Below are 19844 nucleotides of genomic sequence, written 5' to 3'. Positions count from 1 at the left end.
AAAAGAATGAACAATCGTATTTTAGTAGTTGATGATGAGGAGTTTATCTTAACTTTAATTGAATTTAATCTACAACAAGCTGGGTTTGAAGTGATAACAGCGATGGATGGAGAAATGGCGCTTCAAAAAGCGACAACAGAACGCCCAGATTTAATTATATTAGATTTAATGCTTCCAAAAATGGATGGTATGGAAGTGTGTAAAGAATTACGATTGCAGCGCGTTATGACGCCGATTTTAATGTTAACAGCAAAAGATGATGAATTTGATAAGGTGCTAGGTCTTGAACTTGGGGCAGATGATTATATGACGAAGCCATTTAGCCCAAGAGAAGTTGTTGCGCGTGTGAAGGCAATTTTGCGCCGCACGAAATTACAACAAGAAGAACAAGTGAAAGAAGCGTCAGATGAAGAGAGCATCACACTTGCTGAACTTAAAATTTTGCCGGAATTTTATGAGGCTTATTTCCAAGGAAGAAAGCTTGAATTAACACCAAAAGAATTTGAACTACTTGTTTATCTTGCGAAAAATAAAAGTCGCGTGTTGACACGTGATCAATTATTAAGTGCTGTATGGAACTATGATTTTGCTGGTGATACACGAATTGTTGACGTTCACATTAGCCATTTGCGCGATAAAATTGAACAAAATACGAAAAAACCGACGTACATTAAAACGATACGTGGTTTAGGATATAAATTAGAGGAGCCAAAAGGGGATGAATAAATTTCGTTCCAGGCTTCTTTTTACATTTGTTTCTCTTATTGTATTTATTTTAGTTGGACTAGGTTTATTACTGGAAACCGTGTTTGAAAACTACTATATAGATCATGCCAAAGAGAGAATGGTAAAAGAAACAGAGTATGTTGCGGTATTAGCAGAAGAACAGGGTTTTGATGATGTTTTAAAAAATCCATATGTATTTGAAAAGTTAGAAGAAAAAATACAGGCTTCTATTGCATTTGTAGATGAAAAAAAGAAAGTTCAATATAGCGGAGGAGAACAGTCTGCTTTTAGTCAAGGGATGATTAAAGAACTTTCTTCTGAAACAACAAAACAAAGAAACAAAGTCATTACGAAAGAAACAGATCAGAATAATGAATTTTACCATGCGGTATTCGTTCAAGATGTAGCAGGAAAACAAGGGTACATTTTGGTGAAAAGTACAATTGAGCCTTTGAAATCTGTTCATCAAAAAACGTGGGGATTATTAATTATCGGATTTGTTATCGCTTGTCTCGTAGTCGTATTTTTAGGTATGAAAATTACAGGGCAATATATTAGGCCGATTGAATCCGTTACGAAAGTTGCTATCGAATTAGCGAAGGGAAATTATAAAGCACGCGCTTATGAGAGTCATTCGGATGAAACGGGAATGTTGAGTAAAGCGATTAATATTTTAGCCCGTAATTTACAAGAGATGACACTTGAGCAAGAAATGCAACAAGATCGTCTGCATACGTTAATTGAAAATATGGGAAGCGGAATGATTTTAATTGATAGCCGCGGTTATATAAACCTTGTAAACCGTTCGTATAAGGAGACTTTCCACGTAACAGATGAAGAATATTTAGATCGTTTATATTATGAGTCGTTTCATCATACAGAAATTATAGAGCTCGTGGAAGAAATCTTTATGACAGAAGTGAAAGTGCGTAAACAAATGTTATTGCCGCTTGGAATTGAGCGAAAGCATTTCGAAGTATATGGAGCACCGATTATTGGGACGAACCATGAATGGAAAGGGATTGTCCTTGTATTCCATGACATTACTGAGCTAAAGAAATTAGAACAAATGAGAAAAGACTTTTTAGCGAATGTTTCTCATGAACTAAAGACACCGATTACTTCTATTAAAGGTTTTTCAGAAACGCTCTTGGATGGAGCGATGGATAATAAAAAATTCTGCGAACATTTCTTGCACATTATTTTAAAAGAAAGTGAACGCATGCAAGGGTTAATTGAAGATTTATTAGATTTATCAAAGATTGAGCAACAAGGATTTAAATTGAGTATGGGGACCGTTGATATGAAGGGACTTCTTGAAGACATTCATATGGTGCTTGATAACAAAGCAGGAGAAAAAGAAATTTCTTTACAAGTAAATGCGCTAAAAGGAGTCTCGGTCATTGGAGATCCAAGTCGTTTGAAGCAAATCTTTATTAATTTAATGAATAACGCAATCGTATATACGCCGGCTGGAGGCGTTGTTTCTGTGGAATTAGCAGAAGATAAATATAATGCTTATATAAAAGTATCGGATACCGGAATTGGTATTAGTAAAGATGAAATTCCACGTATTTTTGAACGCTTTTACCGAGTGGATAAAGCGAGAAGTAGAAATACTGGTGGTACAGGCCTTGGATTATCGATTGTAAAGCATTTAGTTGAGGCACATCACGGTACGATTACAGTGGATAGTGAAGTTGGGGAAGGGACAACATTTACAGTTGTTTTACCAAAATCAGCAACTGAAAAATAGGATGAAGGATGTTTACAATATATTAACAATGGCTTAATTAAATATTAATAAAGGTCTGTTAATATAATACATGAAAACCCCTTCATCCAAGGAGTAATTTTGGACGAGAATAGTTATGCTGTTCTCGTCACTTCCCTTTTATGTTAGTAAACGTTTGTATATATGATAGAAAATAGCCGTTATTTTTCTTCTCTCTATTAGTCATGTTAATATAGAGAGAGGAAAGGAACGGTTTTTTCTGTGAAAAAAATCATTTCAAATTTGTATGGGGAGGTTTCTGGTTTGGAAAAAAAGGTCGTATTAGTAGATGGTAATAATATCGCGTATCGTGCTTTCTTTGCACTACCGCTTTTAAATAACGACAAAGGTATACATACGAACGCAATTTACGGTTTTACAATGATGTTAATGAGAATATTAGAGGAAGAAAAACCAACGCATATGTTAGTAGCGTTTGATGCGGGTAAAACGACATTCCGTCATAAAACGTATAGTGAGTATAAAGGAGGACGTCAAAAGACTCCACCTGAATTATCAGAGCAATTCCCGTTTATTCGTGAGATGCTTGATGCATTCAACGTACCGCGTTATGAATTAGAAAATTATGAAGCGGATGACATTATGGGGACGTTAGCGAAAGAAGCGAGTGAACAAGGGTTTCATGTAAAAGTTATTTCAGGAGATAAAGACTTACTGCAACTTGTTTCAGATAATACACTCGTATGTATTCCTCGCAAAGGGATTACAGAAGTGGATGAATATACGAAAGAAGCTTTATTTGAGAAATATAGCTTATCACCAAAGCAAATTATCGATATGAAAGGTTTAATGGGAGACCAGTCAGATAATATTCCAGGTGTACCAGGAGTTGGTGAAAAAACTGCGATTAAATTGTTAACACAGTTTGAAACGGTCGAGGCAGTGTATGAAAATATAGATCAAGTAAGCGGGAAGAAATTAAAAGAAAAGCTAGAAGCAAATAAAGACCAAGCTCTTATGAGTAAAGATCTTGCAACTATTATTACAGATGCACCGATTACAGTGCATGTGGATGATATGGAGTATAAAGGGTATGAAGCAAGTGATGTGATTCCAATGTTCGAGAATTTAGGATTTACATCCCTTTTAAATAAATTAGGTGTTACGCCAGAAGAAACGACTCCAGCTGAATTAGATGATATTACATTTGATATTGTGGAAGAAATTACAGAAGAAATGCTTCAGCAAGATAGTGCGCTTATTGTTGAAGTACAAGAAGATAACTATCACAGAGCGGACATTCAAGGTTTTGGTATTCAAAATGAAAATGGCTGTTACTTTATTCAAACAGACATTGCTCTTAAGTCAGACGCTTTTAAAGAGTGGCTTGCAGATGGAGAAATAAGAAAGCATACATTTGATGCGAAGCGTGCAATCGTTGCACTTAAATGGAACGGGATAGATATGCAAGGGATTGACTTTGATCTATTAATCGCTGCTTATTTACTTGACCCGGCGGATACGGATAAAGATTTCCGTACTGTAGCAAAAATGAAAGAAACACATGCTGTGAAATCCGATGAAGAAGTTTACGGAAAAGGTGCGAAGCGTGCTGTTCCAGAGCTAGAAGTAGTAGCGGAGCATGTAGCTCGTAAAGTGCACGTATTATATGATGTAAAGCAAACATTCGTAGAAGAGTTACAAAAGAATGAGCAATATGAACTGTTTACAGAGTTAGAATTACCACTTGCGCGTGTATTAGCTGATATGGAAGTAAAAGGTGTAAAAGTTGATACGGAGCGTCTTCGTAATATGGGAGAAGAACTTGCAGGTAGATTAAAGGAAATGGAACAGGAAATTTATAAGCTTGCGGGAACAGAATTTAATATTAATTCACCGAAGCAGCTTGGTGTTATTCTGTTTGAAAACTTAAACTTACCAGTTATTAAAAAGACGAAAACAGGTTATTCTACGTCAGCTGATGTACTAGAAAAGCTTATGGATCGCCATGAAATTATTCCAAACATTTTACATTATCGTCAATTAGGGAAACTAAATTCAACTTATATTGAAGGTTTATTAAAAGTTGTACATGAAGATTCATCTAAAATCCATACTCGTTTCAATCAAGTATTAACGCAAACAGGTCGATTAAGTTCAACGGATCCGAACTTGCAAAATATCCCGATTCGATTAGAAGAAGGAAGAAAGATTCGTCAGGCATTTGTTCCATCAGAAGAAGGATGGATTATGTACGCGGCAGATTATTCACAAATTGAACTTCGCGTATTAGCTCATATTGCAAATGATAAAGGGCTAGTTGAAGCGTTCCAACATGATATGGATATTCATACGAAAACAGCGATGGATGTATTTGGCGTTGAAAAAGATGAAGTAACTTCGAATATGAGACGACAAGCGAAAGCTGTCAATTTCGGAATTGTATATGGTATTAGTGATTACGGTCTTTCACAAAACTTAGGAATTACAAGAAAAGCAGCAGCGGAATTTATTGAAAAGTATTTAGAAAGTTTCCCTGGTGTACAAGAATACATGAGTGACATCGTAAAAGATGCGAAACAAAAAGGGTATGTGGCTACATTATTAAATCGCCGTCGTTATATTCCGGAAATTACGAGTCGTAATTTCAATTTACGTAGCTTTGCTGAGCGTACGGCTATGAATACACCAATTCAAGGGACTGCGGCAGATATTATTAAAAAAGCAATGATTATTATGGCAGACCGTCTAGAAGAAGAAGGATTACAGGCGCGTCTACTTCTGCAAGTACACGATGAATTGATATTTGAAGCGCCAAAAGAAGAAATTGAAAAATTAGAGAAGCTTGTACCAGAAGTAATGGAGCATGCAATTGAACTCGCAGTTCCGTTGAAAGTTGATTATTCTTACGGTCCAACTTGGTACGACGCAAAATAAGGAAGTGATGAAATGCCTGAATTACCAGAGGTTGAAAACGTCAGACGGACACTTGAAAATCTTGTGACAGGAAAAACAATTGAAGATGTCATTGTTACCTATCCAAAAATAGTAAAACGTCCGGATGATGCAGAAATCTTTAAAGAAATGCTAAGAGGCGAGAAGATTGAAAATATAAAGCGAAGAGGAAAGTTTTTGCTTTTATATGTAACGAATTATGTTATTGTTTCACATTTGCGTATGGAAGGTAAGTTTTTACTGCATCAAGAGGACGAGCCAATTGATAAGCATACACACGTCCGTTTCTTATTTACAGATGGAACTGAACTACATTATAAAGATGTGAGAAAGTTTGGTACGATGCATCTCTTTAAGAAAGGTGAAGAATTGAATCAAATGCCTCTTGCTGACTTAGGTCCGGAGCCGTTTGATGCTGAATTGACACCGCAGTATTTACAAGAAAGATTGCAAAAGACCAATCGTAAAATAAAAGTCGTATTATTAGACCAACGTCTTTTAGTAGGGCTTGGAAATATATATGTAGATGAAGTTTTATTCCGTTCTCAAATTCATCCGGAACGAGAAGCTTCGTCTTTAACAGCAGAAGAAATTGAACGAATTTACGAGGCGACTGTTACAACGTTAGGTGAAGCAGTGAAGCGAGGCGGAAGTACAATTCGAACGTATATGAATTCGCAAGGGCAAATTGGCTCATTCCAAGAACTTCTAAATGTATACGGAAAAAAAGGAGAACCGTGTGTTACTTGCGGTACGATATTAGAAAAAACAGTTGTCGGCGGAAGAGGAACGCATTACTGCCCGATTTGTCAGCCGAGAATATAGAAAAGAGATAACATCGGATAGGCATTTGTCATATACATACAGCAGGGCTATGTATAAGGGAGGAGCTTACCGATGTACCTTTATTTATCTCTTATTTTATTAGCTTTTACATTAAGCTTAGATAGCTGTAGTGTAGGGCTAACATATGGTTTAAGAAGCGTAAGAATTCCACTAAGATCAATTATAATTATCGGAATGTGTTCAGCGGCTGTTATGCTTGTTTCAATGGGAATTGGACATATGATCGCGAAAATATTTTCACCTGTTATCGCAACGCGTATCGGTGGGCTTGTTCTTATTGGAATAGGAATTTGGGTATTATACCAATTTTTTCGAAGTGAGAAAAAAGAAGAACCAAAGAAAGAGGAGAAGGTTTGGAAATTAGAAATTGCTTCGCTCGGGCTAGTGATTCAAATTTTACGGAAACCGACTGTTGCAGATTTTGATAAATCAGGCACCATTTCTGCAGGAGAAGCATTGCTTCTTGGTATCGCTCTTTCTATAGATTCGTTCGGTGCTGGAATTGGTGCATCTTTATTAGGGTATGCGCCCGCTATGATGGCGATATTAGTTGCGGTTATGAGTTCTTTGTTTTTATTTATTGGAATGAAACTTGGAACGGTTTTATCAAATATGAAATGGTTACAAAAATTTACATTCCTGCCTGGGGTATTACTCATTATTATTGGAATTTGGAAAATGTAAGTATGGGCGTGGAACATTAGTTTCGCGCCTTTTATATTGTGAGGAGGGTTATGATGACAGTAGTAATTGGATTAACGGGAGGCATTGCAAGCGGAAAAAGTACAGTGTCTCAAATGTTTCGTGAACTGAGTATACCAGTTATTGATGCAGATATTATTGCAAGAGAAGTTGTAGAGCGAGGAAAACCAGCATATAACAAAATTGTAGAAGTGTTTGGAACGGAAGTATTACAAGAAGATGGAGAACTGGATCGGCCGAAATTAGGAAGTGTCGTTTTCTATAATGAAGAAAAACGATTGCAGTTAAATAAAATTGTTCATCCTGCAGTGCGTGAGGAAATGAATACGCAAAAGGAAATGTACATAAAAGAAGGGGCGCAAGCGGTTGTGTTAGATATCCCTCTTTTGTTTGAGAGTAAATTAACAAGTCTCGTTGATCGTGTTTTAGTTGTAGCAGTTACACCGAAAATACAATTAGAACGTTTAATGAAACGAAATAATTTTTCAGAAGAAGAAGCAAGAGCTCGCATTCAATCTCAAATGCCGTTAGAAGAAAAAGTGAAGAATGCAGATGAAGTGATAAATAATGATGGCACAATTATGGGAACGAAAACACAATTACAGGTGATTTTAAAGAATTGGAACATTATTGACTAAAAAATTGTGAAATTAATGAAAATGCTTAGTGACATATCCCCTTTTTGTGTTATACTATTATTGGGATTGGAGATAAATAGTATAACGCATTCAAGGGGGATAACATATTATGACTCGTGTGGCAATTAATGGATTTGGACGTATTGGGAGAATGGTATTTCGTCAGGCAATAAAAGAAAGCGCATTCGAAATTGTAGCAATCAATGCAAGCTATCCATCTGAAACGTTAGCACATTTAATTAAATATGATACAGTTCACGGCAAGTTTGACGGAACAGTAGAAGCATTTGAAGATCACTTATTAGTTGATGGGAAAATGATTCGCCTTTTAAACAACCGCGATCCAAAGGAATTGCCTTGGACAGATCTAGGTGTTGAAGTTGTAATTGAAGCAACTGGTAAATTTAATTCAAAAGAAAAAGCAATTCTACATGTTGAAGCTGGAGCGAAAAAAGTTATTTTAACAGCGCCTGGTAAAAATGAAGATGTAACAATTGTAGTTGGTGTGAACGAAGACAAATTAGATATTACAAAACATACTGTTATTTCAAATGCATCTTGCACAACAAACTGTTTAGCGCCTGTTGTTAAGGTGTTAGATGAGCAGTTTGGAATTGAAAACGGTTTAATGACAACTGTTCACGCTTATACAAATGACCAAAAAAATATTGATAACCCACATAAAGATTTAAGAAGAGCACGTGCTTGCGGACAATCAATCATTCCGACAACGACAGGTGCCGCGAAAGCGCTTGCAAAAGTTCTTCCACACTTAAACGGAAAACTTCATGGTATGGCACTTCGTGTACCAACACCAAACGTGTCTCTTGTTGACTTAGTAGTAGATGTAAAGCGTGATGTGACAGTTGAAGCTATTAATGAAGCATTCAAAACTGTTGCAAACGGTGCGTTAAAAGGCATTGTAGAATTCAGCGAAGAGCCTTTAGTATCTATTGACTTTAATACAAATACACACTCAGCTATTATTGATGGTTTATCTACAATGGTAATGGGTGATCGTAAAGTGAAAGTACTTGCTTGGTATGATAACGAGTGGGGCTACTCTCGTCGTGTTGTAGATCTTGTAACGTTAGTTGTTGACGAATTAGCGAAACAAAAAAATGTGCAACATATTTAAGTGAATAAGGGAGAGGGCAAGTGAATATTTGCCCTCTTTTTTTATTTTTTTCTGAAAAGGAAAAAAATTATATAAGTATATTTTTTAAAGTGGACATACCACGAAACGTTGTGATTACTGTATTTGTGAATCGTTTATTTTTTTTAGGGAAAAGTAAAGAGGAAAATATGACAGAAAATCGAAAAAACTGTTGTTGCAAAATGAAAATAAACAAAGTATACTAACACTCGTAAACTTAAGAGCTGAGGTACGTAGTCACTACTTAAAGGGTTAGGACCTCTCTGGACTAACTTTCCCCCGTGGTAGTGGAGCAAGCCAAATTGCAAATTAGTTTTCAATTCGAACAGTTAGAATAAATTTACAAGGGGGAACTGTAGAATGGATACTATGGATACGATGGGTCGTCACGTAATCGCTGAACTTTGGGATTGCGATTTCGACAAGCTTAATGACATGCCGTATATTGAACAATTATTTGTGGATGCAGCACTGAGAGCTGGTGCTGAAGTGCGTGAGGTTGCTTTCCATAAATTTGCACCACAAGGTGTAAGTGGAGTAGTAATTATCTCGGAATCACATTTAACAATTCATAGCTTTCCGGAGCACGGTTACGCAAGTATTGATGTTTATACTTGTGGGGATCGTATTGATCCAAATGTTGCTGCAGAATATATTGCAGAAGGTTTAAACGCGAAAACGCGTGAGAGCATCGAGCTTCCTCGAGGCACTGGTAGCTTCGAAATTAAGCAGAGAGAAACAAAAGCTCTTTAAAAAAGAACATAATTGATTTAAAATGTAAAGAGGTGTATAATGCACCTCTTTTTTAGTTTATAAAAAAGGGAAAATATAACGTACTCGTTAGTGAGATAAATTGAGCTCTTACGAATAAGTTAGCACCCCATCTACCATCTTATTTTTGAAAACGAGATGATAAAATAATGTGCTTAAACTTAAAGTGGTAAGAGAGTTAGAATGAGTTATATAATATTGTATATATATTGTCAGATGAAGTAAGTAGAGAAAAAATAAAGAGTATAGTGTAAAGGAGTGAATATATTGCGTTGTCCATCCTGTTCGCATAATGGTACAAGAGTGTTAGATTCGCGTCCGGTAGACGAGGGGCGCTCTATTCGAAGAAGGAGAGAGTGTGAAAGTTGTTTAAGTCGCTTTACGACATTTGAAAGAGTAGAAGAGTCACCTCTTATCGTTGTAAAAAAAGAAGGCACACGAGAAGAGTTTAATAAAGAAAAGATTTTGCGCGGCTTAATTAAAGCGTGCGAAAAAAGACCAGTATCTTTAAGACAATTAGAAGAAGTAACTCAAAGTGTGGAACGTGAACTTCGTAATTTAGGTATATCAGAAGTGAAAAGTGATATGATTGGTGAAATTGTTATGGAAGAACTGCGTGATATTGATGATGTTGCTTACGTGCGTTTTGCTTCTGTATATCGCCAATTTAAAGATTTAAATGTATTTATTGAAGAATTAAAAGATATACTGCAAAAAGAAAGAGAGTAGAAGTTGTATTTTATTCTCTTTACATACCGTAAGTAATGAGATAAGAGAGCTAGAAGCGAAAGCTAATAGCTCTTTTTCGCTAAGAAATTATATAATGAAGATAGAACGAATGAAGTAGAGGATAGATTGGATGAGAGAAAGGAAAAGCAAGAATGGAAAAACAGTCATGGATGGAGCTATTGCCAATTGATCGTTATAAAGTAAGTGCGAAAGGGTTACTGCATAATTACGACCGAAAAGTGTTAACGATGTTGTATCAGCCGTTAATAGGTAGTAGAGCTTTTAGCTTGTACATGACACTATGGGGAGAGTTAGAGCAAGATCGTGTGTTTGGAAAAGAGAATACACATCATTCCCTTATGGTGACCATGCAAATGCAGCTTCCCGAAATATATGAGGAACGAGTAAAGTTAGAAGCAATTGGGCTTTTGAAGGTATATATTAAGAAAGAAAAAGATATTCGAATGTTTATATACGAATTGCAACCACCTTTATCTCCGAAGCAGTTTTTTGATGATATTGTGTTAAGCATCTTTTTATACAATCGATTGAGTCGGACAAAATATAATCAAGTAAAGCAATATTTCTTAGAAGAAGAATTTGATTTTGCTTCTTATGAAAATGTTACGCGTTCTTTCAATGATGTGTTTGGTTCGTTTAATCCAGGACAGCTTGAGCATGCGCAAGAAGATCTTCGTATTCCAAAAACGACAGCTATGCCAAGTAACGAGAAGGGAGACTCTCCAAAAGTTTGGAATGATTTCTTTGATTTCTCCTTATTTGTAGATGGCTTGTCCGCTCTTGTCCCTAAAAAGGCGATTACAGATCAAGTGCGAGAATGTGTCAGTACACTTGCTTACGTGTACGATGTAGATGTGTTATCGATGCAAAATATCGTTCTTGGTACGGTGACAGAGATGCAGACAATTGATATCGAAAGGCTTAGAAAAGGAGCGCGTGATTGGTATCAGTTCGAAAACGGTCAAGCGTTACCTGTATTAAGTGAAAGAGTACAACCTCACGCTGCACGTATGATGGAAGGGAAAGAGCCTTCTACGCAAGAAGAGATGTTAATAAAACAGTTAGAGGAAATCTCACCAAAACAACTATTAAAAGAAATCTCTGGTGGTGCAGAGGCGACAAAGGCTGACTTGCAGATCGTTGAAGATGTAATGATCAATCAAAAATTAACGCCAGGTGTTGTGAATGTACTTATTTATTACGTTATGCTACGCTCAGATATGAAGCTTGCGAAAACGTATGTGGAGAAAATTGCTGGGCATTGGGCACGTAAAAAGGTCGGTACAGTAGCTGAAGCAATGGCGTTAGCGAAAGAAGAAAATCGTCAATATCAAGAATGGGCTGAGACGAAGAAAAAAGGCCGTACGTCGAAGAAAACGATAAGAAAAGAAATGGTACCAGATTGGCTGAAAGAAGAGCCGAAAGAACAAGAGAAAGAAACAGTGAAGAAAGATGTAAGTAAGAAAAAAGATGCAAGTACGTTAGATGATGAACGAAAACGACTAGAAGAAGTGTTAAAAAAATATAAGCGTGATTAATAGAAGAGAATGAACGCTCTTTGAGGTGAGAAAATGGAGCATATTCAAAATTCATTTGCAAAGTTAATGGAAAATAAAAATTTTAAAAATAGATATGAAGTATTAAAGGCGGAAGTAATGGCACATCCGCGTGTGAAAGAATTTATAGACGAACATCAAGGTGAAGTAACAACTTCTATGATTGAGCGCAGCCTTGTGAAGTTATACGAATATATTGGACAAAGTGTAGGTTGCGTAGATTGTCCGGATCTAGGTTCGTGTAAAAACATGCTGCAAGGATATGAGCCGAAGCTCGTTATCCAAGGGAAGATGATTGATATTCAATACGATCGTTGCGTTAGAAAAGTAGCATATGACGAGAGAAAGAAATATGAAAAACTCGTTCAAAGTGTATATATGCCAACTGACATTTTACAGGCAACGATGGAAAACTTAGATCCTTCAGATTTAGATGCGCGTATTGATGCAATTGGTGCTGCCAATGAATTTTTAAGTGCATATGAACCTGGTAAAAAAGTACAAGGTTTATATTTGTACGGTAAATTTGGTGTAGGGAAAACGTATTTGTTAGGAGCAATGGCGAATGAGCTTGCTCAAAAGAAAATAAGTTCGATGCTCGTATACTTCCCTGAATTTCTACGTGAAATTAAAAGTTCGATTCAAGATAACTCGATTGGGGAAAAGATTGATGCAGTGAAACGCGTACAAGTTTTAATGCTAGATGATATCGGAGCAGAAGCGATGTCAAGCTTTGTGCGTGACGATGTGCTTGGTGCAATTTTGCAATTCCGTATGTTAGAAAACTTACCGACGTTCTTTACGTCTAACTTTGATTTCAAGGAATTGGAACATCATTTAACGTATACACAGCGTGGTGAAGCAGAACAAATGAAAGCAGCACGTATTATGGAACGAATTAAATATTTAGCGAAGCCAATTCCGATTGGCGGGAAAAACCGACGTCATAAGTAAAGAGTAAGCTGAAAAGCTTGCTCTTTTTTCGTTTTGAACACTTTTCAGAATAGGTGAATTGTAAAACGAAAAACTTCTTATAGAAAATTCATTGTAGCTTGTATCATTTTTTTCTCCCTCCCTTAATATATATAAAATTAGCAAGCCATATTGAGTGGATTTTCTAACGATAGGAAATGTAATTCTACTAAGAGTGAACTTCCACGGGACGGACTCTTATAGGATTTGTAACGTATAGATACAATCCTTTAGAGCAGGGATAAAAGGGGGGACAAAAGTGATTGAAATTTGCTTCGAAGAAAAAAATGATGCTATGCATGTATATAGACAACTATTGAAAAGAGCGGAACTGTTATATAAGGAAACGAGTGTGTATTTACAGGAACAAAAAGTGGTGATTCATATACCAGTATGTGAATCGAATTATATTGAAAAGATTTTATTGCCGGTAATGGTATATTTCATTGTGAATGTAAAGCAAAATGAGTGGATTTATACAATCTTAAAAGAGAAGTTTTTTTATGAAGAAGAGGAAGAGTGTCATCAAATATTGCATATGGCACAAGAGATTTTAAAGGGAAGAAGAAAAGAGATTGCTCGAGAATTAACACGTCACACATTTGAATCATATATTAAATCCTCTTTAAATAACTGGCTTTGTGATCCGCTTTCGTTCTCGTTTTCATCATATGTTCGTTTTCGCCTTCGTACATATAGGGAAATGGTAGCTAAGCTTGCTGAAGTGTCGATTGATGAGTATAAGTTGGAACAAGAATATCAAATGTTTATTGAGACACTAAGGCAACAAGTGCGTAGCCGAAAATCACGTTTGTCCTGTGTGCATCTTGTTTTTGATGAAAGCTTTATTTTCTATGATGATAAAGGTAGACGTTTAAAACAGGAGAAATTGGTCCAATATATAGATGAGGAATTATTGAAGCAAAAGGATGTATATATTGATACGAAAGTAATTGCACCACTTCTTTCTATTTCGCCGAAAAAAATTTATTTATATACGAAAGAACAAGACCATAATATGATTATTACTTTGCGAAATGTATTTCAAGAACGGGTTCAATTACACGGATTACATGAGTTTGAGCGCAATGTGAAAAATTTAAAAAATAAAGGTAACGCCCTTGATTTTCTAAGTTTTTGAGCATATAATTACCTACATAAATGAAATATATTGAAATGTCATGATGAGGACATGAGTAGTTTTCTACGATTTTCAGAGAGGGAAGCCTTAGGGTGTGAGCTTCCTAATACGGGATTATTACTTACCACCTCTAAACTTTAGCAGTGAACGGTTTTTTCTAGTAATTGCTAACGGACAACACCGTTATGTTGAACTTGAGCAATTAACAATAATGTTAATTGGAACAAGGGTGGAACCACGAATTCAACACTCGTCCCTTTTTACGGGATGAGTGTTTTTTATTTTGAAAAAAAGAGGAGTGACCAGTGATGGCAGATGTAGTTAAAATTACTTTCCCTGATGGAGCTGTGAAGGAGTTTCCAAAAGGCGTAACAACTGAAGAAATCGCAGCTTCTATTAGCCCAGGCTTAAAGAAAAAAGCTGTGGCTGGAAAATTAAACGATGAGATGATCGATCTTGTTACACCAATCGAAGAAGATGGTGCAGTTTCTATTATTACATTAGATTCTGAAGATGGCTTATACATTTTACGCCATTCAACAGCCCACCTATTAGCACAAGCGTTAAAACGTTTATATAAAGATGCTAAGCTGGAGCTTGGCATTGGTCCAGTAATTGAAAATGGCTTCTACTATGATATTGATATGGAAGAAGCAATTACAGTTGAAGACTTCAAGAAAATCGAAAAAGAAATGCAAAAAATTGTGAACGAGAACTTAGAAATCGTTCGTCATGAAGTGCCACGTGCAGAAGCACTTCGTCGCTTTGAAGAAATCGGCGATGAGTTAAAATTAGATTTAATTAACGATCTTCCAGAAGATGCAGTTATTTCAATCTATGAGCAAGGCGAATTCTTCGACCTTTGCCGTGGTGTTCACCTTCCATCTACAGGGAAAATTAAAGTATTTAAATTATTAAGCGTTGCAGGTGCTTACTGGCGCGGCGATAGCAATAATAAAATGCTACAACGTATTTACGGTACTGCATTCGTTAAGAAAGCAGAATTAGATGAGCACTTACGTATGCTTGAAGAAGCGAAAGAGCGTGATCACCGTAAATTAGGTAAAGAATTAAAACTATTTACTAATAGCCAAAAAGTAGGACAAGGTTTACCACTTTGGTTACCAAAAGGTGCAACTATCCGCCGCATTATCGAGCGTTACATCGTTGATAAAGAAGCAAGCTTAGGCTATGATCACGTATACACTCCAGTACTAGGAAGCAGAGAGCTTTATGAAACTTCTGGTCACTGGAATCACTACCGTGATGGTATGTTCCCATCAATGGAAATGGATAATGAAGAGTTAGTTCTTCGTCCGATGAACTGCCCTCACCACATGATGGTTTATAAAAATGATATTCACAGCTACCGTGAATTACCAATCCGTATTGCGGAACTTGGAACAATGCACCGCTATGAAATGTCTGGAGCATTATCTGGATTACAACGTGTACGCGGAATGACTTTAAACGATGCGCACATTTTCGTTCGCCCAGATCAAATTAAAGAAGAGTTAAAACGTGTTGTAAACTTAACTCTAGAAGTGTACAAAGATTTCGGTTTAGAGAACTATTCATTCCGTCTATCTTATCGTGACCCAGCTGATACTAAAAAGTACTATGCTGATGATGAGATGTGGGAAAAAGCACAAGGTATGTTAAAAGAAGCTATGGATGAAATGGGTCTTGATTACTATGAAGCTGAAGGTGAAGCGGCATTCTACGGTCCAAAACTTGACGTTCAAGTTCGTACTGCTCTTGGAAAAGACGAAACACTTTCAACTGTACAATTAGACTTCTTACTTCCAGAACGCTTTGAATTATCTTACGTTGGTGAAGACGGTAAACAACATCGTCCAGTTGTAATTCACCGTGGTGTTGTATCAACTATGGAACGTTTCGTAGCCTTCTTAATTGAAGAATACAAAGGTGCATTCCCAACTTGGTTAGCTCCAGTTCAAGCGCAAGTAATTCCAGTTTCTCCGCAAGTACATTTAGACTATGCGAAGAAAGTACAAGATGAATTACGTCGTGCTGGTATCCGTGTTGAATTAGATACTCGTGAAGAGAAAATTGGTTACAAAATCCGTGAAGCACAAATGCAAAAAATTCCGTACATGCTTGTAGTAGGTGACAATGAAGTAACTGAAAACGGCGTAAACGTACGTAAATATGGTGAACAAAAATCAGAAACAATTGCATTAGATGCTTTTGTTGATATGATTAAAGTAGAAGGAAAACGATAAGACAGAGCCGCGGTATACCGCGGCTTTCTTATGTATTAGAAAAAAGAAAAACTAGAAAAAATAACCAAACAATACTTATCATAAAAAAGTATTGCAAGTATGTTAGTTGTTTGTTACAATATTTCTTGTTGTTAGTAAAACACATCGCGTCTTCTTGACAGACGTCATGTCCTATGATAAACTCATCAAGGATAATAGAATATTGTTTTGTGGAACAAGTAGAAGCACCCGCTTCTCACCTGATGGACGCATTCGCAGTTTACAGGTAAATGTATTTCTTACTTAAGAATTTACAAGTGTGGGTGTCGTATGCCCGCACTTTTTTTGTCGGGTTCTATGACTACAAAAGATGTTCTGAAAAAACCTTGGAGGTGGCTTACTATTAGCAAGGATATGATGATTAACGAGCAAATTCGTGCACGTGAAGTACGTTTAGTTGGTGCAAATGGCGATCAACTTGGAATCAAGTCTCGTAATGACGCTTTAGACTTAGCTGCAAATCTTAATCTTGATTTAGTATTAGTTGCTCCAAATGCGAAACCGCCAGTATGCCGCATTATGGACTACGGTAAATTCCGCTTTGAGCAACAGAAGAAAGAAAAAGAACAGCGCAAAAATCAAAAAGTAATTAGCATGAAAGAAGTTCGTTTAAGTCCAACAATTGATGAACACGACTTTAACACAAAACTTCGTAATGCTATCAAGTTTTTAGAGAAAGGCGACAAGGTTAAAGCGTCAATTCGCTTTAAAGGACGTGCCATTACTCATAAAGAAATCGGTCAACGTGTTTTAGATCGCTTCTCAGAAGCTTGTGCTGAAGTTAGTACAATTGAATCTAAGCCTAAAATGGAAGGACGTAGTATGTTCTTAGTTTTAGCACCGAAAAACGATAAGTAATAGATAGAGGAGGAAATACCTATGCCTAAACAAAAAACTCATCGCGGCTCTGCAAAGCGTTTCAAAAAGACTGGATCAGGTAAACTGAAACGTTCTCACGCTTACACAAGCCATTTATTCGCTAACAAATCTACAAAAGCTAAACGTAAACTACGTAAAGCTGGTGTAGTAAGCGCTGGTGACTTCAAACGCATTCGTCAAATGCTTGACAACTTAAAATAAGTTCGGCTGATATATAGAACAATTAGGAGGTAATATTATGCCAAGAGTAAAAGGTGGTACAGTTACTCGTCAACGTCGTAAAAAAGTTATAAAATTAGCAAAAGGTTACTACGGTTCTAAGAGTACATTATTCAAGGTTGCTAACCAACAGGTTATGAAATCTCTAATGTATGCATTCCGTGACCGTCGTCAAAAGAAACGTGACTTCCGTAAATTATGGATTACACGTATCAACGCAGCAGCTCGTATGAATGGTCTTTCTTACAGCCGCTTAATGCACGGTCTTAAAAATGCTGGCATCGAAGTTAACCGCAAGATGCTTGCTGACTTAGCTGTTCATGACGAAAAAGCTTTCGCTGAATTAGCAACAGTTGCAAAAAACAACATTAACTAATTAATTAGTTGAAACCTTAGAAGATTTTTCTTCTAAGGTTTTTTTATTTGTATGCAAAGAGAAGTATGTCGTTATCGATATGACAAAATCAATATAAAAGCTATAGTGATATAGAAGAATATATATATGAAGCCAGGAGAATTCTCCTGGCTTTTTTCAATTATCCCCCTTTGGAAAGAAGAGTATCTTTCCTACCTGAAACGACACTGCTATAATGGAAAGATGATATGGAACTTTCATCAGATAAAATAAATTTTTTATCAGTGGACAATCCCCGGATAATGATTAACTATCACCAATCGGAGTGAACAATCTAATAGTGATGATTGAAACGTATTTGTAAATTAAGGACAAGCTATTTTGTAAAGAGATAAATGGCTGACTTATTAATAAGAAACGAAAAATAATAATGAACTTTGAGATGAAACAACATTGTTGCGTAAAATGCGATGTTGGAGGAGGACAATAGAATGGACTTACTACAACTATTTAAATTACAAAAAGAATTAGATGACCGTATTGTGAAAGAGCATGATTTACAACCGAAAAAGTTGTTAAAAGAAAAAATGTTAGCTCTTCTTGTAGAAATTGGAGAACTTGCAAATGAAACACGTTGTTTTAAATATTGGAGCAACAAACCAGCATCAGAACGTGAAGTAATATTAGAAGAATACGTAGATGGCTTGCATTTTATTTTATCAATCGGAATTGATTTAGGTATTGATAAAAACTTCCTATTCTATAAATGTGCACAAACGAATAAAACACAAGTAGAAATTTTCTTAGACACATATGCCAAAGTAATTCGTTTTACAGATCAACCATCTATTACGAACTATATTGAATTATTTACAAGCTATCTTCGACTTGGACAAGCGCTAGAGTTTGAGCAAGAAGAGATTGAAAAGGCATATTTAGATAAAAATGAAGTAAATCATCAGCGTCAAACACAAGGATACTGATTTAATTTTTGAATATTTCAATTTCCTTTTGTATAATGAAGTGACTGAAGAAAAAGGAGGGTGTTGGCAATGACAAAATTAGACGCGACATTGACAATGCTAAAAGAATTAACAGATGCACGTGGTATTGCGGGTAACGAGCGTGAACCACGCGAAGTAATGAAGAAATATATTGAGCCGTTTGCGGACGAACTTTCTACTGATAATTTAGGAAGCTTAGTTGCGAAAAAAGTAGGGGAAGAAAACGGCCCGAAAATTATGGTTGCAGGTCATTTAGATGAAGTCGGCTTTATGATCACGCAAATTGATGACAAAGGTTTCCTTCGTTTCCAAACGGTTGGTGGCTGGTGGTCACAAGTTATGCTTGCGCAGCGCGTGACAATTGTAACGCGTAAAGGAGATGTAACAGGTGTAATTGGTTCAAAACCACCGCACATCTTACCTCCAGAAGCGCGTAAAAAGCCAGTTGAAATTAAAGACATGTTCATCGATATTGGTGCTTCTAGCCAAGAAGAGGCAATGGAGTGGGGCGTACGACCAGGAGATCAAGTTGTACCTTACTTTGAATTCCAAGTGATGAAAAATGAAAAAATGTTACTTGCAAAAGCATGGGATAACCGAATTGGTTGTGCAATTGCAATTGACGTATTAAAGCAGTTAAAAGATGAAAAGCATCCAAACGTTGTATACGGCGTAGGGACTGTACAAGAAGAAGTTGGCCTTCGTGGCGCGAAAACATCTGCGAATTATATTAAACCAGATATCGCGTTCGCAGTAGATGTTGGCATCGCTGGAGATACGCCAGGTGTAACGGCAAAAGAAGCGCAAAGTAAAATGGGCGATGGACCACAGATTATTTTATATGATGCGTCTGTTATTGGTCATACTGGTTTACGTGACTTTGTAGTTGATGTTGCTGACGAATTAGAAATTCCGTATCAATATGATTCAGTAGCGGGCGGAGGAACGGATGCAGGTGCCATTCATATTGCTGTAAATGGTATTCCGTCTATGGCAATTACGATTGCAACGCGCTACATTCATTCTCATGCGGCAATGTTACACCGTGATGACTATGAAAATGCAGTGAAGTTAATTGTAGAAGTTATTAAACGTCTTGATAAAGAGGCTGTACATAACATTACATTTAATTAATAGAAAAAGCGAAGGAGATT

Annotated in this window: 18 protein-coding genes and 2 other annotated features; all 18 genes read left to right on the top strand. The window is 36.5% G+C overall.

From position 1 onward, the window contains the following. Positions 1–6: 6 nt before the first annotated feature. The 18 genes from phoP (at position 7) to DN389_RS18240 (ending at position 19824) form a co-directional block, all read left to right on the top strand. Positions 7–726: a two-component system response regulator PhoP gene (gene phoP, locus DN389_RS18325; RefSeq protein WP_001065223.1), complete on the top strand. Its 720-nt coding sequence runs from the start codon at positions 7–9 to the stop codon at positions 724–726. Further along, the gene (gene phoR, locus DN389_RS18320; protein WP_149237442.1) at positions 719–2482 is read left to right on the top strand and encodes a sensory box histidine kinase PhoR; all 1764 of its coding nucleotides are present in this window, start codon (positions 719–721) and stop codon (positions 2480–2482) included. Before phoP ends, phoR begins: the two co-directional genes overlap by 8 nt. Positions 2483–2764: 282 nt before the next feature. Then, complete coding sequence (polA, locus tag DN389_RS18315) at positions 2765–5398, top strand: DNA polymerase I (RefSeq protein ID WP_149237441.1); 2634 nt, start codon at positions 2765–2767, stop codon at positions 5396–5398. Between the two features lie 12 nt (positions 5399–5410). Continuing rightward, complete coding sequence (gene mutM / locus DN389_RS18310; protein ID WP_001114486.1) at positions 5411–6241, top strand: DNA-formamidopyrimidine glycosylase; 831 nt, start codon at positions 5411–5413, stop codon at positions 6239–6241. A gap of 72 nt (positions 6242–6313) precedes the next feature. Beyond that, complete coding sequence (gene ytaF / locus DN389_RS18305; RefSeq protein ID WP_000281738.1) at positions 6314–6946, top strand: sporulation membrane protein YtaF; 633 nt, start codon at positions 6314–6316, stop codon at positions 6944–6946. 53 nt (positions 6947–6999) lie between these two features. Next, a complete protein-coding gene (gene coaE, locus DN389_RS18300; protein ID WP_075313676.1) occupies positions 7000–7602 on the top strand; it encodes a dephospho-CoA kinase in 603 nt (200 codons plus the stop codon). A 109-nt stretch (positions 7603–7711) separates the two neighbouring features. Further along, positions 7712–8740, top strand: coding sequence for a glyceraldehyde-3-phosphate dehydrogenase (locus DN389_RS18295; RefSeq protein WP_000198966.1), 1029 nt, complete (start codon positions 7712–7714; stop codon positions 8738–8740). A 387-nt stretch (positions 8741–9127) separates the two neighbouring features. Then, positions 9128–9511 (top strand): adenosylmethionine decarboxylase, encoded by a 384-nt coding sequence (gene speD / locus DN389_RS18290; protein WP_002003660.1) that lies wholly within the window; start codon positions 9128–9130, stop codon positions 9509–9511. A 285-nt stretch (positions 9512–9796) separates the two neighbouring features. Beyond that, a complete protein-coding gene (nrdR, locus tag DN389_RS18285; protein WP_001203687.1) occupies positions 9797–10258 on the top strand; it encodes a transcriptional regulator NrdR in 462 nt (153 codons plus the stop codon). A gap of 152 nt (positions 10259–10410) precedes the next feature. Next, the gene (locus DN389_RS18280) at positions 10411–11817 is read left to right on the top strand and encodes a replication initiation and membrane attachment family protein (RefSeq protein ID WP_000415024.1); all 1407 of its coding nucleotides are present in this window, start codon (positions 10411–10413) and stop codon (positions 11815–11817) included. Positions 11818–11850: 33 nt separating this feature from the next. Beyond that, positions 11851–12789 (top strand): primosomal protein DnaI, encoded by a 939-nt coding sequence (gene dnaI, locus DN389_RS18275; RefSeq protein ID WP_000400115.1) that lies wholly within the window; start codon positions 11851–11853, stop codon positions 12787–12789. A 277-nt stretch (positions 12790–13066) separates the two neighbouring features. Then, positions 13067–13948, top strand: coding sequence for a putative sporulation protein YtxC (ytxC, locus tag DN389_RS18270; protein WP_000569617.1), 882 nt, complete (start codon positions 13067–13069; stop codon positions 13946–13948). 31 nt (positions 13949–13979) lie between these two features. Then, positions 13980–14209, top strand: a binding site (T-box leader). 47 nt (positions 14210–14256) lie between these two features. Continuing rightward, on the top strand, positions 14257–16194 hold the full coding sequence (thrS, locus tag DN389_RS18265; RefSeq protein WP_000786074.1) for a threonine--tRNA ligase: 1938 nt from the start codon (positions 14257–14259) through the stop codon (positions 16192–16194). Between the two features lie 210 nt (positions 16195–16404). Then, positions 16405–16525, top strand: a sequence feature (ribosomal protein L20 leader region). A gap of 62 nt (positions 16526–16587) precedes the next feature. Continuing rightward, on the top strand, positions 16588–17091 hold the full coding sequence (infC, locus tag DN389_RS18260) for a translation initiation factor IF-3 (protein ID WP_000973214.1): 504 nt from the start codon (positions 16588–16590) through the stop codon (positions 17089–17091). Positions 17092–17112: 21 nt separating this feature from the next. Continuing rightward, a complete protein-coding gene (rpmI, locus tag DN389_RS18255) occupies positions 17113–17313 on the top strand; it encodes a 50S ribosomal protein L35 (RefSeq protein WP_001125946.1) in 201 nt (66 codons plus the stop codon). Between the two features lie 37 nt (positions 17314–17350). Continuing rightward, positions 17351–17707 carry a 50S ribosomal protein L20 gene (gene rplT / locus DN389_RS18250; RefSeq protein ID WP_001138364.1) on the top strand — a complete coding sequence of 119 codons (357 nt, stop codon included), beginning with the start codon at positions 17351–17353 and terminating at the stop codon, positions 17705–17707. Between the two features lie 470 nt (positions 17708–18177). Further along, a complete protein-coding gene (locus DN389_RS18245; protein ID WP_000365057.1) occupies positions 18178–18669 on the top strand; it encodes a dUTP diphosphatase in 492 nt (163 codons plus the stop codon). A 69-nt stretch (positions 18670–18738) separates the two neighbouring features. Beyond that, positions 18739–19824: a M42 family metallopeptidase gene (locus tag DN389_RS18240; RefSeq protein ID WP_000163550.1), complete on the top strand. Its 1086-nt coding sequence runs from the start codon at positions 18739–18741 to the stop codon at positions 19822–19824. Positions 19825–19844 lie beyond the last annotated feature (20 nt).

This window comes from Bacillus sp. AY3-1 (genome assembly GCF_008368785.1).
Lineage (GTDB): Bacteria > Bacillota > Bacilli > Bacillales > Bacillaceae_G > Bacillus_A > Bacillus_A wiedmannii.
Note: the sequence above shows the minus strand (reverse complement) of the source record. Positions and strands in the feature narration are given on the sequence as shown.

What these genes read in the sequence shown, in the direction of transcription:
- phoR (WP_149237442.1), top strand. Translation starts at nt 719, where the DNA reads ATGAATAAATTTCGTTCCAGGCTTCTTTTTACATTTGTTTCTCTTATT.
- mutM (WP_001114486.1), top strand. Translation starts at nt 5,411, where the DNA reads ATGCCTGAATTACCAGAGGTTGAAAACGTCAGACGGACACTTGAAAAT.
- DN389_RS18245 (WP_000365057.1), top strand. Translation starts at nt 18,178, where the DNA reads ATGGACTTACTACAACTATTTAAATTACAAAAAGAATTAGATGACCGT.
- thrS (WP_000786074.1), top strand. Translation starts at nt 14,257, where the DNA reads ATGGCAGATGTAGTTAAAATTACTTTCCCTGATGGAGCTGTGAAGGAG.
- phoP (WP_001065223.1), top strand. Translation starts at nt 7, where the DNA reads ATGAACAATCGTATTTTAGTAGTTGATGATGAGGAGTTTATCTTAACT.
- dnaI (WP_000400115.1), top strand. Translation starts at nt 11,851, where the DNA reads ATGGAGCATATTCAAAATTCATTTGCAAAGTTAATGGAAAATAAAAAT.
- rpmI (WP_001125946.1), top strand. Translation starts at nt 17,113, where the DNA reads ATGCCTAAACAAAAAACTCATCGCGGCTCTGCAAAGCGTTTCAAAAAG.
- DN389_RS18280 (WP_000415024.1), top strand. Translation starts at nt 10,411, where the DNA reads ATGGAAAAACAGTCATGGATGGAGCTATTGCCAATTGATCGTTATAAA.
- infC (WP_000973214.1), top strand. Translation starts at nt 16,588, where the DNA reads ATGATGATTAACGAGCAAATTCGTGCACGTGAAGTACGTTTAGTTGGT.
- speD (WP_002003660.1), top strand. Translation starts at nt 9,128, where the DNA reads ATGGATACGATGGGTCGTCACGTAATCGCTGAACTTTGGGATTGCGAT.
- rplT (WP_001138364.1), top strand. Translation starts at nt 17,351, where the DNA reads ATGCCAAGAGTAAAAGGTGGTACAGTTACTCGTCAACGTCGTAAAAAA.
- DN389_RS18295 (WP_000198966.1), top strand. Translation starts at nt 7,712, where the DNA reads ATGACTCGTGTGGCAATTAATGGATTTGGACGTATTGGGAGAATGGTA.
- coaE (WP_075313676.1), top strand. Translation starts at nt 7,000, where the DNA reads ATGACAGTAGTAATTGGATTAACGGGAGGCATTGCAAGCGGAAAAAGT.
- DN389_RS18240 (WP_000163550.1), top strand. Translation starts at nt 18,739, where the DNA reads ATGACAAAATTAGACGCGACATTGACAATGCTAAAAGAATTAACAGAT.
- ytaF (WP_000281738.1), top strand. Translation starts at nt 6,314, where the DNA reads ATGTACCTTTATTTATCTCTTATTTTATTAGCTTTTACATTAAGCTTA.